This window comes from Microcystis sp. M169S2, from assembly GCF_020245865.1.
In the GTDB taxonomy this organism is placed as follows: domain Bacteria; phylum Cyanobacteriota; class Cyanobacteriia; order Cyanobacteriales; family Microcystaceae; genus Microcystis; species Microcystis ichthyoblabe_A.
This window is the reverse complement of sequence record NZ_JADBUB010000202.1, coordinates 14,502-28,465: the sequence shown is the minus strand read 5'-3', so window position 1 is coordinate 28,465 and position 13,964 is coordinate 14,502. Positions and strand designations below refer to the sequence as shown.

The following is a 13,964-nucleotide window of genomic DNA, read 5'->3' as shown; positions in this document are numbered from 1 at the left end:
AAAATGTTGCTAAGTTAATATTATGAGTTTGCGCTCTATTATCATGGTGCGAATGTACCAAGACCAGATTCGCGTAAAAGCAATGAGGGATGAAATTTATCCGTAAGAATCCGATCAAATTAAATACAATAGCTAAAGACTAAAGGAATTAGCCAAGGCAAATAGGGATTATGTTCCCCTTGCCAGTGGGAACAGTTAACCCACCCCATAATTCCCTTGATACTTAGCTATCTGGTCAACACCGCAGACAAACCCGCGATCGGATTTCAGTCCTCCAGCCATTTACCCAATTTTTGCAGGAGCCAGATTATGAGTTGACCGAGCTAAAACGGCATTCCGTGTCGCTAAAATCGCATCGACACAAGGAAATTTAAGCAAAAATCTTCTCCCATTTGTTGTAATTAAAGCTACAATCGGAAAAGTCTTTCCCCGTCTCGGATTTGAGACACAAATTTGTTCAGTATCACCTAGATTGAGATTCGATCTTCTAGTTTTGCACAGAAGGAGCAAGAGGAAAACGGCATGATGCAGGCCCACGATGTACTAACCCTTACCGAGCCGCCATTGGATTTAGATTTGATTGACCTAGACGAAGACTTCGATGATGAGGATATCGAGTTAGAGCTAGAAGAAACCAGCGATAGCAACGATGGCAAAAAAACCCGCCGCCTTGCCAGCGCTCGTCGTCGCGACGCCGCTAGAAAAAAACCCTATACAGAAGATTCGATTCGGATTTATCTGCAAGAAATCGGCAGGATTCGGTTATTGAGAGCGGAGGAGGAGATCGAATTAGCGAGAAAAATCGCCGATCTACTGAAATTAGAACGCATTCGCGAAGATTTTTGCCTCTATAGCGATGCTGAATGGGGAAAACAGGTTTTCTTGTTCGAGCGCATCGAAAAAATTATCGCCGAAAAATCGGAAAAAGAACCGAAATTATCGGATATTAAGGCTTATTTAGGTAAGACGGAGCTAACGGCTCCCATGGTAGAAGAATGGCTGGCCAAATCAAAGGAATACTTATCGGCCTTTAAGCGTCGTTTGTACCATGGTCGTCGCGCTAAGGAAAAAATGGTACAATCGAACCTGCGTTTAGTGGTTTCGATCGCCAAGAAATACATGAATCGCGGTCTTTCCTTCCAAGATTTAATTCAAGAAGGTTCCCTCGGTTTGATCCGCGCCGCCGAAAAATTCGACCACGAAAAGGGTTATAAATTCTCCACCTATGCCACTTGGTGGATTCGTCAAGCCATCACCCGCGCGATCGCCGATCAATCCCGCACCATTCGTCTTCCCGTCCACCTCTACGAAACCATCTCCCGGATCAAAAAAACCACCAAGATTCTTTCTCAGGAAATGCGTCGCAAACCCACCGAGGAAGAAATCGCCACCAAGATGGAGATGACCATTGAAAAACTGCGTTTTATTGCCAAATCTGCCCAATTACCTATTTCTCTAGAGACTCCTATCGGTAAAGAAGAAGATTCCCGTTTAGGAGACTTTATCGAAGCGGATGGGGAAACCCCAGAAGATGAAGTTTCTAAAAATTTATTACGCGAGGATTTAGAAAACGTCCTCGATACCCTTAGTCCTCGCGAACGCGATGTGCTGCGGCTGCGCTACGGTTTAGATGACGGCCGGATGAAAACACTCGAAGAAATCGGCCAGATTTTCAACGTCACTCGCGAGCGCATTCGTCAAATAGAAGCCAAGGCTCTGCGGAAACTGCGTCACCCTAACCGTAATAGTATCCTCAAAGAGTACATTCGTTAATTTCCCGTCCTTAAAAAACTAGAAACTGAGTCTCCTTGAGGCTCAGTTTTATTGTTATCTGCACCTACCTCGATCGAATTTACAGCAGTTATCTTAATGATGAGGTACAAAGTTTTTCTTTTGGGGAGTCGCTCGTCGATACCAAATTAGGTTAGACTTCATCTTGATGAGAAACACTATAAATATCTCATTGATTAGAATCAAGAAATGTATGATAATGTCTGTAAATTTCTCGCCGAAAATTATAGTCGTGACTTCGCCCAATGGTTATTAGGAGAACCTCTCTCCTTCACCCAATTGAGTCCCTCGGAACTGTCTCTAGAACCGATTCGGGCCGATGCCCTGATTTTGTTAGAATCAGATCAGATGATTCTTCATCTCGAATTCCAGACCGATCCTGACCCAAAAATGTCCTTTCGGATGTTAGATTATCGCACTAGAGTCTATCGTCGCTTCCCCAAAAAAACCATGCGACAAGTGGTAATTTACCTGAAAGAAACCTCATCACCTTTGGTGCAGGAAAACGCTTTTATTCTTCCCAATACCCGTCATGAATACGAAGTGCTTCGTCTCTGGGAAATTGCTGCTGAGAAAATGTTAGGATTATCAGGATTGTTACCCTTGGCCAATCTAGGAAAAACCCCTAATCGTCCCGAAATTCTACGACAAGTAGCCGCAAAAATTGATAATATCGGGGGTAGAACTGAAAAAAGCAATTTAGCCGCCGCTACAGCAATTCTGGCGGGGTTAGTATTAAGTAAGGAAATCATCGGAAGCTTATTAAGAGAAGAAATTATGCGCGAATCAGTTATTTATCAGGATATCCGGGAAAGTGGAAAAGCACAAGGAAGAGAGGAAGGAAGACGAGAAGAAGCGGTTTCTTTGATTCTACGGCTACTTAACCGTCGTTTAGGTGAAATATCCTCGACTTTAGGCCAACAAATCCAAGAACTATCTCTAGAACAATTAGAAACTTTAGGAGAAGCGCTGCTCGATTTTACCAGCTTGACAGATCTGACCGCTTGGTTATTGGAGATAGAAACTTAAATCCCCAGAAGATGTCTGCTCGTCCTGCGTTAAATTTTTAAATACCGGCTTTTTTGTATTGATTTAACTATGGCTACCAGCGATATTCCCTATTCTACTCACTCATCCCCAAAACCCCTGCCAAAACTGGGACTTTTCACCATGTTTCGCTTAGGACTCTTTCAAATGGGACTAGGTATTATGTCCCTGCTGACTTTGGGGGTTCTCAATCGGATTATGATCGATGAGTTAAAAGTTTTACCCTTTCTCGCCGCAGCTGCGATCGCTATGCACCAGTTTGTTAGTCCGGCGCGCATCTGGTTTGGACAAAGATCCGACGGTAAAACTATTTTCGGTCATCATCGCAGCGGTTATGTCTGGATTGGGGCGGCAGTTTTTACCGCTTTAGCTTTTATTGCTTTGCAGGTAGTCTGGCAATTGGGACTTAGTATTCAAACTTCGGGATGGAATACCATTTCCTACGCTTGGATTGCCCTCTTAGCCTTAATTTTCGCCCTCTACGGACTAGCTTTAAGCGCCAGTTCTACCCCTTTTGCTGCCCTCTTAGTGGATGTGTCCGATGAAGATAATCGATCGCAATTAGTTGCTATAGTTTGGTCAATGCTGATGGTGGGAATTGTCGTCGGGGCGATCGTTAGTTCTCGTTTGCTGGATACTCCCAATATCTGCGGTACAAATATTTTGACCTATGATCCGACTCAATCAGCCCCCATAGCCAATATTCCGCAACTACAAGCGACAATTAACCCCGTGTTCACGATTATGCCCGCTATCGTTTTCGTTCTCTGTATTTTAGCGACTTTTGGCGTAGAAAAAAAATATTCTCGTTTTAGTAGTCGGTCCACTCTTGTGCAAAGAGAGGATCAAATTACCTTTAAGGATGCGTTACAGGTTCTCACCGCTAGTCGGCAAACCGGTTTATTTTTCACCTTTCTGCTGATGATGACTTTGAGTTTATTTATGCAGGATGCAATTATGGAACCGTTTGGGGGCGAGGTTTTTGGGATGTGTATCGCCCAAACCACCCAATTAAACGCTTTTTGGGGAACCGGAACCCTTTTTGGTATTGCTGCCACGGGATTTATGCTAATTCCCCGCATCGGTAAACAAAAAACCACTAAATATGGCTGTATTTTTGCAACAATTTGTTTTATTCTCTTGATTTTTGCCGGCTTTTCTGCTGACCAAAGTTTATTAAAATCAAGCTTGCTCTTTTTCGGTTTAGCTTCGGGAATGATTACCGCTGGCGCTACCAGTTTAATGTTAGATTTAACCGCCGCCGAAACTGCGGGAACTTTTATCGGCGCTTGGGGATTATCACAAGCGATCGCCCGGGGATTAGCCACAGTTTTAGGCGGTACGATTTTAAATATCGGTAAAGTTATCTTTTCTAGCCCGGTTTTAGCTTATGGCTTAGTTTTCCTCGTGCAAGCACTGGGAATGATCCTAGCAGTTTGGTTATTAAGTCGCGTCGATGTCAAGGAATTTAAGGAAAATGCCCGAGCAGCGATCGCAACGGTAATGAAAGGAGAGATCGACTAGCAAAAGCAAGCAAAAGTGAGATAACAGGAGAATTAGCCCGATCGGGGGAAGTTAGTTAGCAGCTTTTTTCCTATCCTAAAAGTAGAGAGGAAAACGAAAGAGGAGGCTAAAACGATGAAAAGGACTTTAATGATTGTTCTAGGTTCCCTAGCCTCCTTACTGCTGATTAACCCCGTCGGTGCGGAAAATCCCCAACAGGTGCAACGATTATTGAATACGCGGGAATGTCCGGGCTGTGATCTCCGGGGTGCAGATTTAAGAGGGGCGCATCTAATCGGTGCTGATTTGAGAGAAGCGAATTTACAGGGAGCTAATCTGGAGGAAGCTAACTTAGAGGGCGCAGATTTGACCGATGCTAACCTAGAAGGCGCAAATTTAACCGCAGCTTTTCTGACTAATGCCAGTTTGAATCAAGCTAATCTCAATGGAGTCAATTTCACCAGCGCCATGATTTATGATGCTGATGTGACGGGTGCATCGATGGAGAGAATTAACTTGACAAATGCTCAGATTTATGGTACTGGCATCGCTGTGGGTGGTGAAAGTCCTTAGATGTTCTTGTCCTCAAAATATAGTTAATTTTGTAACAGATGCGAGTGTCGCGTCTGTTTTTTTATACACTTTTACTAAATAGTTTGAGTTATAAAATAACCGGCATGACTCAACTCACATCGCGCCCTAGTGTCTTAATTGTCGATGATTTGCCCAATAATGTGCGGCTATTGTCGATTATGCTCACCGAGAAGGGATATCAGGTACGGAAAGCGATTAATGGACAGATGGCCCTGAATACAGTGCGATCGCTAATTCCCGATCTGATCCTCCTCGATATTAATATGCCCGATCTCAATGGTTATCAAGTTTGTGAACAGTTAAAAGCTGATGAAAAAACCAGAGAAATTCCCGTGATTTTTATCAGCGCTCTTGATGATGTCTTCGATAAAGTCAAAGCTTTTCAAGTGGGAGGTGTCGATTATATTTCTAAACCTTTTCAAGGGGAAGAAGTCATGGCCCGCATCGAAAATCAATTAACTATTTGCCGTCAAAAAAAACAACTACAAAACGAAATTAAAGAACGTCAAAAAACTGAGGAAACTTTAGAAATTTATCTTCATGCTGTCTCTCACGATCTCCGCAATCCCGTGATCGGGATGTCAATGATCTTAAATAATTTAATTAAAAATTCTCAGGGAGAAACTAAAGAAGTATCCCGGAAGATTTTACAACAGATGGCCAACAGTTGCGATCGACAATTAACTTTAATTGATTCTCTTGTCGAAACCCGACAGAATGATCTTTGGGGAGTTTCCCTAGAACTAAAGCCTTTATCTCTCTACGAAATTGGTCAACAGATCGGCCAGGAATGGGAGTTAAGATTAAGGGAAAATCAAGCAACTTTAATTAATAACTTTTCCCCCGATTTACCCTTAGTTAATGCCGATGCTCACCATCTCTGGCGAGTTTTTGAGAATTTATTAGCCAATGCCCTTAAACACAATCCCCAGGGGATAATTATCACTTTCTCGGCTAGACTAGAGGGTAATTATCTCCGGTGTAGCATTGCCGATAATGGGGTAGGAATTAGCGAAACCCAGAGAAAACAATTATTTGATCGCTATCAACGAGGCAATAATAATAATCAGATTAGTTTAGGACTAGGTTTATATCTATGTCGTCAAATTATCCATGCTCACGGGGGCGAAATTGGCATTATGAATAATGACGAAAAAGGTTCACAATTTTGGTTTACTTTACCCTACTAAGCTGTTGACTATCTACATTACTCGTTAAGACTGTCTATGAGCAGGAAGAGCCAGTTTAAACATTTGTTTTTTTCTGTGACTGCGGAAAGAAAGGGCTAAGATCTATCTAGATCAACTATCTTCACTTGCCATGGCCGCTAATGCCGACTATTCTGCCCATTCTAGACTTAACTTGCAACAACCTTGGCATACCTATCCGGTGGAAACCACCCTATCTATCCTCGGTAGTTCAGCTGTTAATGGCCTCAATAGGGAGCAAATCGCCGAAAGAATTAAATATTATGGCAAAAATGAACTACAAGAACGTCCAGGGCGCAGTAATTGGCAAATTCTCCTAGATCAGTTTACCAATATTATGCTCCTCCTCTTAATTGCCGTGGCCATAATTTCCGGAGGACTGGATTTACTGGAATTGCAGCGCGGTCATCTGGCTAAAATTGGTGTTCCCTTCAAAGATACGATCGCTATCTTAACAATTGTCATCCTCAATGGCATCCTCGGCTATCTGCAAGAAAGTCGCGCCGAAAAAGCTCTGGCCGCTTTAAAAAAACTTTCCTCTCCCCAAGTTAATGTTATCCGCGAGGGTCAACGCAGAGAAATAGACGCGGTTAATCTCGTCCCCGGGGATATCATGCTGATTGAAGCGGGAACCCAAATCAGCGCCGACGGCCAAATTATCGAAGCTTTTAACCTGCAAATTCGCGAATCGGCCTTGACAGGAGAGGCAAATAGTGTTAATAAATCCGCCTCCATTGACCCCTTAGACAGGGATACTCCTCTTGGCGATCGCTTAAATTTTGTCTTTACCGGAACAGAGGTACTGCAAGGCCGGGCCAAGGTCATCGTTACCAATACGGGGATGACAACGGAATTAGGCAAAATCGCTCAAATGTTAGCAACAGTCGGCAATGAACCCACTCCTCTCCAAAAAAGAATGACTCACTTGGGTAATGTCCTTGTTGCTGGTTCTCTCATTTTAGTTGCCCTGACTATTACCATCGGCCTGATCAATGCCGGTTGGTCGGCCCTACAGGAATTAGTCGAAGTTTCCCTTAGTATGGCAGTAGCCGTCGTTCCCGAAGGATTACCCGCAGTTATCACCCTAACGCTCGCCCTAGGTACCCAACGCATGGTCAAACGTCAGGCCTTGATTCGTAAACTGCCGGCAGTAGAAACCCTTGGTTCTGTTAATGTGATCTGTTCCGACAAAACTGGGACGCTAACGGAAAATAAAATGACCGTGCAGGAGATAGAGACAATTAATCGCAATTTTTCGGTGACTGGGGAAGGATATAGCCCAAAAGGACAATTTTTAGACTCCAAGCAACGGGCGATCGATCCCAAAACCGATCTAGAATTGCATCATCTCTTAATTGCCAGTGTCCTCTGCAACGATGCCAGTTTAAACCTCGATAACGGTCACGATAGCATTTTAGGCGATCCCACGGAAGGAGCCTTATTAGTTTTAGGGGCGAAAGCGGGCTTAAATTTATCCCTAACCAAGCAAGAGTTCCCTAGAATCGCTGAAATCCCCTTTTCTTCCCAAAGAAAGCGAATGTCGGTCATTTGTCAAGGAGTCAATCGCGTACTATTTACCAAAGGTTCCCCGGAATTAATCCTTGAACAATGTCTCTCCTACCAATCGGGATTAGAAAGTCTTCCTTTTGGGGATAGGGAAAAAGAAAAAGTCTTAGTCGCTAACAATGCTATGGCTAACAGGGGTTTACGAGTCTTAGGATTAGCCTATAAAACACTAATTTATCCGCCAGAATCAACTGAAATAAGCGAAGATGAGCTAATTTGGTTAGGAATGGTCGGTATGATCGACGCAGCGCGACCGGAGGTACAAATCGCCGTGGCTAGGTGTCGAGAAGCGGGAATCCGTCCGATTATGATCACCGGCGATCATCAATTAACTGCTCTAGCGGTGGCTAAAAGTCTTGGTATTGCCCAAGCGGGAGCTTTAGTCATCTCAGGACGAGAATTAGATAAATTATCACCAATTCAGCTAGAAAACATCATTGACAAAACTAACATCTATGCCCGTGTCTCCCCCGAACATAAATTAACCATTGTCCGCGCCTTGCAAAAAAAGGGTAAATTTGTTGCTATGACCGGAGATGGGGTGAATGATGCTCCGGCCCTGAAACAAGCAGATATCGGCATTGCCATGGGAATCGCCGGCACCGATGTCACCAAAGAGGCTAGTGATATGATTCTCCTTGATGATAATTTTGCCACCATCGTCGCTGCCACGGAAGAAGGGCGAGTGGTTTATAACAATATTCGCAGTTTTATTAAATATATTCTCGGCAGTAATATCGGGGAAGTGATTACTATCGCTGCTTCGCCTCTTTTGGGTTTAGTTACTCCCCTAACTCCCCTACAAATTCTCTGGATGAATTTAGTTACTGATGGTTTACCCGCGTTAGCTTTGGCAGTGGAACCCGCTTCTCCTAATATTATGCGTCGCCCTCCTTTTAGTCCCCAAGAAAGTATTTTTGCTCGCGGTTTGGGCAGTTATATTGTGAGAATTGGGATTATTTTTTCGATTATTAATATCACTCAAATGTTAATCGCTGTGCGCTTGGATCCACTTTTTGGTAATACTGGTTCATGGAAAACTATGGTTTTTACTACTCTCTGTTTAGCTCAGATGGGTCATGCCATTTCCGTGCGATCGAGCGATCATCTTACCATAGAAATGAATCCTTTGACTAATCCCTATCTCTGGGTAGCAGTAACCCTGACGACAATTTTTCAACTGATGTTAATCTATGTTCCTGCCCTGCGGGATTTTTTCGGCACTCAATTTTTAACTAAAGAAGAATTATTAATCTGTTTGGGATTTAGTACCTTGTTATTCGTTTGGGTGGAGTTAGAAAAATTATTTACCCGTTGGTATCATCGGCGATAATCAGGGGGCTTTTTTCATTGTTCAGTAAACAGTGAATTGAAAACTCAAATCCCATAACTGATAAACCCCATCCACAGGGAAAACCGTAGTTTGGCTTTTTCGGCTAAGATTCTTATATAGGGTTTGCGGCAAAAAGTACGGGCGAAGCATTCGGATAGAAAATCTACGGTTTCATCGATAGGTTATTGCCCGAATGCTTCGCCCCTACAGGACGCGGGCCGATGAAGACGCAAGGTTTTGAAGTACGATTCTCTCAAAATCTTGCACCTGTTTCCAGAGAAAAGCCAGAAAGCCCCTACCTTGCCTACATTTCACATTTATTCAGCAAATCCTACATAGTAATAATTTTAAGGTTTAGTGCCTTGGCCGTGAAATTCCAGTTCTCTAGCTGATTGCGGTTTAGCTTACTATTAAAAACTGATTTGATCTAAAATTGAGTCAGCAATATTTTATTGAGAGTATCAAACAATGGAACCAGTTTCTCTGATTGTCGCCGCCTTGACTGCCGGTGCGGTTGCTGCGGCTAAAGATACGGCGGAAAAAGGTGTTAAAGATACATATCAAGGTTTGAAAACCTTGATTAAGCGTAAGTTTGCTAATGATGCTTTAGCACAGGCAATGGTAGAGGCAAAACCAGAGGATATCAAGAAAGCTGAAGGTTTGTTAAAAGATAAAATTGTCGAAGCGGGGGTTGATAAAGATAATGAAATCACTAAATTAGCCCAAGATTTACTAGACAAGCTCCAAGAACAACCCGGTGGACAACAAATTATCACCCAAAATATCAGTAATTTTAAATATGCTGCTACCTCTGGCACGGGTAATGCTAGTATTAGCGGCATCACCGAGCATGGCACATCTAAGGATGACTGAGACTGTATTTTAATTAATCAGGATGGTTGATATGTCAGAACCAAGCGAAATTCAACAAAATATTACAGAAGCTCAATATGCTGCTGCCTCTGGGACTGGCAATGCAACCATCACGATTACCAATTACTATTATCGAGAAGAAGCAAGAATAGCACCTGCTGATTCTGCCGATGTTGCCGATGATAAACTGCCCTGTCCCTATCGTGGCTTGTTTCATTTTGGGCCAGGAGATGCAGAATACTTTTTTGGGCGCAAAAGCTTTATCACAAACCTATTTCAGGCAACCCAAACCCGTAATTTTATCCCCCTATTAGGTGCGTCGGGAAGTGGCAAATCCTCGGTAGTTTTTGCGGGATTAGTCCCAAAATTGCAACAAGAAAGTCACTGGCAGTTTACCCATTGTCGTCCTGGTTCTGACCCTTTTCATGCCCTAGCTTTAGCATTAGTTCCCCTTTATACAACTAATTTAAATGAGACAGAACGCCTCGCCCAAGCGCGTCAGTTAGCCAATTATTTGCGTGATGGCGATATTTCTTTAGCTGACGTTGTTGCCCAAATCCAACAGAATTATCCCAGTGAACGGGTGCTGGTAATTGCCGACCAATTTGAGGAACTTTATACCCTCTGTCCTGATGAAACAATCCGTCGTAATTTTCTCGATAAATTAACTACATCCCCTTTTGAAAGGGTAGGAATGGTGTTGGTATTAACGATGCGGGCGGATTTCTTGGGGAATGCTCTTTCCTATCGTCCCTTTGCTGATGTCTTGCAAAATACCGACTTGAAATTGGGGCCGATGAACCGAGAAGAACTCACAGAAGTTATTGAAAAACCGGCGCAAAAATTGGGGGTGACATTGGAAGCGGGACTGGTGGAGCGCATCCTCGATGATGTGGAGAGTGAGCCGGGGAATTTGCCATTACTAGAGTTTGCCTTAACGGAATTGTGGCAGCGGCGACAGGGCAAAGAATTAACCCATCTGGCATATACAGAAATTGGCGAAGTGCAGGGTGCTTTGGCCCGCCATGCCAATGAAGAATATCACAAGTTGAGTGAGGCGCAACGGGAACAGATGCGGCGCATTTTCATCCAATTGGTACGCCCAGGAGAAGGCACAGAAGATACGCGGCGGCTGGCGACAAAAGCGGAATTGGGGGCGGTAAATTGGGCGCTGGTGAAACAATTGGCGGATGCGCGTTTAGTTGTCACCAGTCGCAGTGAAGAGGCACAGGTGGAGACGGTGGAAGTGGTGCATGAAGCACTGATTCGCAATTGGGGGGAATTGCGGGGCTGGATGGACACAGACAGGGTTTTTCGCGCTTGGCAAGAGCGTTTGCGGGGGGCGATGGGGCAATGGCAAAAGACGCAGGGGGATGAAGGCTCATGGTTGCGCGGGGCGGCGTTGGCGGAGGCGGAAGAACAATTGAAGCAACGCCCAGAAGATATCAGCCAAAGTGAACAGGATTTTATCAGGCAGAGTCTCCAAGAGCGAGAACGGATAAAACAAGCCGAAGCAGCCCGCAGGCGGCGCGAAATTAGAACCGCTTGGGGGATTGCGGCGGGTTCCTTGGTAGCGGTGGTGGTTAGTACGGGATTGGGTTTGATGGCTTGGAAACAAACACAACAAGCGGAACTCAATCTGGCAAATGCTCGCGGGTTTTCTTCCTTGTCTTTGTTTGATAGAGGAAAAGAATTAGAGGCTTTTGTTGAAGCGATTAAAGCAGGAAAAACCCTACAAAAGCAGCAGGCATCCGACACGAAGGTGACGAATGCCTTACAGGAACTTCTCAACCGCAAAAGTGAACGCAATCGCTTAGAAGGGCATGGTAGCTATGTCCATAGCGTTAATTTTAGTCCTAACGGCAAGACTTTGGTGAGCGGTAGTGATGACAAAACTATCAAACTCTGGAATGTAGAAACAGGACAAAAACTCCACACCTTCGAGGGGCATGGTGGCCCTGTCTATAGCGTTAATTTTAGTCGTGACGGCAAGACTTTGGTGAGCGGTAGTGATGACAAAACTATCAAACTCTGGAATGTAGAAACAGGCCAAGAAATCCGTACCCTCAAGGGGCATGGTGGCACTGTCTATAGCGTTAATTTTAGTCCTGACGAGGGCAAGACTTTGGTGAGCGGTAGTGATGACAAAACTATCAAACTCTGGAATGTAGAAAAACCCCAAGAAATCCGCACCCTCAAGGGGCATGAAGGCCCTGTCTATAGCGTTAATTTTAGTCGCGACGGCAAGACTTTGGTGAGCGGTAGTGGTGACAAGACTATCAAACTCTGGAATGTAGAAACAGGCCAAGAAATCCGTACCCTCAAGGGGCATGGTGGCCCTGTCTATAGCGTTAATTTTAGTCGCGACGGCAAGACTTTGGTGAGCGGTAGTGGTGACAAGACTATCAAACTCTGGAATGTAGAAAAACCCCAAGAAATCCGCACCCTCAAGGGGCATAATAGCCGTGTCAGAAGCGTTAATTTTAGTCCCAACGGCAAGACTTTGGTGAGCGGTAGTTGGGACAACACCATCAAACTCTGGAATGAGTCAACAGGCCAAGAAATCCTCACCCTCAAGGGGCATGAAGGCCCTGTCTGGAGCGTTAATTTTAGTCCTGACGAGGGCAAGACTTTGGTGAGCGGTAGTGATGACGGGACTATCAAACTCTGGAATGTAGAAATAGTCCAAACCCTCAAGGGGCATGATGACCTTGTCAATAGCGTTGAGTTTAGTCCTTACGAGGGCAAGACTTTGGTGAGCGGTAGTGATGACGGGACTATCAAGCTCTGGGATGTAAAAACAGGCGAAGAAATCCGCACCCTCAAGGGGCATGATTACCCTGTCAGAAGCGTTAATTTTAGTCGCGACGGCAAGACTTTGGTGAGCGGTAGTGATGACAAAACTATCATACTCTGGGATGTAAAAACAGGCAAAAAAATCCACACCCTCAAGGGGCATGGTGGCCTTGTCAGAAGCGTTAATTTTAGTCCCGACGGCAAGACTTTGGTGAGCGGTAGTTGGGACGGGACTATCAAACTCTGGAATGTAGAGACAGGCGAAGAAATCCCCACCCTCAAGCGGCATGATGACCGTGTCAGAAGCGTTAATTTTAGTCCCGACGGCAAGACTTTGGTGAGCGGTAGTAATGACAAAACTATCAAACTCTGGGATGTAAAAACAGGCAAAGAAATCCACACCTTCGAGGGGCATGAGGGTCCTGTCAGAAGCGTTAATTTTAGTCCCAACGGCGAGACTTTGGTGAGCGGTAGTTATGACAAAACTATCAAACTCTGGGATGTAAAAACAGGCAAAGAAATCCACACCTTCGAGGGGCATGAAGGCCCTGTCAGAAGCGTTAATTTTAGTCCTAACGGCAAGACTTTGGTGAGCGGTAGTGATGACAAAACTATCAAACTCTGGAATGTAGAAAAACGCCAAGAAATCCGTACCCTCCATGGGCATAATAGCCGTGTCAGAAGCGTTAATTTTAGTCCCAACGGCAAGACTTTGGTGAGCGGTAGTTGGGACAACACTATCAAACTCTGGAAGGTAGAAACAGACTCGAATTTATTGAATTTAGATGCTTTAATGGGGCGTAGTTGCGATTGGGTGCGGGTTTATTTGCACAATCCTAATTCTGGTGTCAGGGAGGAGGATAGGGGTTTGTGTGATGGCATTGGTACAAAGAATTAATTGTCAGCTAAGTTAGTTCGGACTAAGGAGATTTTGCCATGACTTTCACGAAAGAATAGAGCTAACCAGCTACGGTAAAATTAGGGTTTCGGCTTATCCTCAACTCAGGTTAACTAGGAATAGGCCGATTTATCTTGCTAAGGCTATATTTTGAGCAACTTTTGTCAACTTAGCCACAAACAGAAACATAAATCGTAGGTGCGTTAGCCAAAGCGTAACGCAGCAATTTAATAATCAAGTTGGTGCATGGGGCAGATTATTAATTTGTTTTTTTGTTAGAGATTATCGCCGCAAACACGCACCCTACAAGATCAGGCTTACACAAAAAAACAAGTTTATGTTATTATTAAAATCA

8 protein-coding genes are annotated in these 13,964 nt (G+C 44.2%); all 8 read left to right on the top strand.

All coding sequences use genetic code 11. From position 1 onward, the window contains the following. The first annotated feature begins 522 nt into the window (after nt 1-522). Complete coding sequence (rpoD, locus tag IM485_RS19060) at nt 523-1,773, top strand: RNA polymerase sigma factor RpoD (RefSeq protein WP_104396765.1); 1,251 nt, start codon at nt 523-525, stop codon at nt 1,771-1,773. A 207-nt stretch (nt 1,774-1,980) separates the two neighbouring features. Then, a complete protein-coding gene (locus IM485_RS19055) occupies nt 1,981-2,820 on the top strand; it encodes an Rpn family recombination-promoting nuclease/putative transposase (protein WP_104396766.1) in 840 nt (279 codons plus the stop codon). Between the two features lie 69 nt (nt 2,821-2,889). Next, nucleotides 2,890-4,362, top strand: a complete 1,473-nt coding sequence (locus tag IM485_RS19050) for a BCD family MFS transporter (RefSeq protein WP_287745008.1) — start codon at nt 2,890-2,892, stop codon at nt 4,360-4,362. Between the two features lie 114 nt (nt 4,363-4,476). Then, entirely contained in the window at nt 4,477-4,914 is a 438-nt protein-coding gene (locus tag IM485_RS19045) for a pentapeptide repeat-containing protein (RefSeq protein ID WP_104396768.1), read from the top strand. A 104-nt stretch (nt 4,915-5,018) separates the two neighbouring features. Further along, complete coding sequence (locus IM485_RS19040) at nt 5,019-6,125, top strand: hybrid sensor histidine kinase/response regulator (protein ID WP_104396769.1); 1,107 nt, start codon at nt 5,019-5,021, stop codon at nt 6,123-6,125. Between the two features lie 130 nt (nt 6,126-6,255). After that, on the top strand, nt 6,256-9,042 hold the full coding sequence (locus tag IM485_RS19035) for a cation-translocating P-type ATPase (protein WP_287745005.1): 2,787 nt from the start codon (nt 6,256-6,258) through the stop codon (nt 9,040-9,042). A gap of 468 nt (nt 9,043-9,510) precedes the next feature. Next, nucleotides 9,511-9,915, top strand: a complete 405-nt coding sequence (locus IM485_RS19030) for a Het-E N-terminal domain-containing protein (protein ID WP_287745004.1) — start codon at nt 9,511-9,513, stop codon at nt 9,913-9,915. 31 nt (nt 9,916-9,946) lie between these two features. Further along, nucleotides 9,947-13,609 (top strand): nSTAND1 domain-containing NTPase, encoded by a 3,663-nt coding sequence (locus IM485_RS19025; protein WP_287745002.1) that lies wholly within the window; start codon nt 9,947-9,949, stop codon nt 13,607-13,609. The last annotated feature ends 355 nt before the right edge of the window (nt 13,610-13,964 follow it).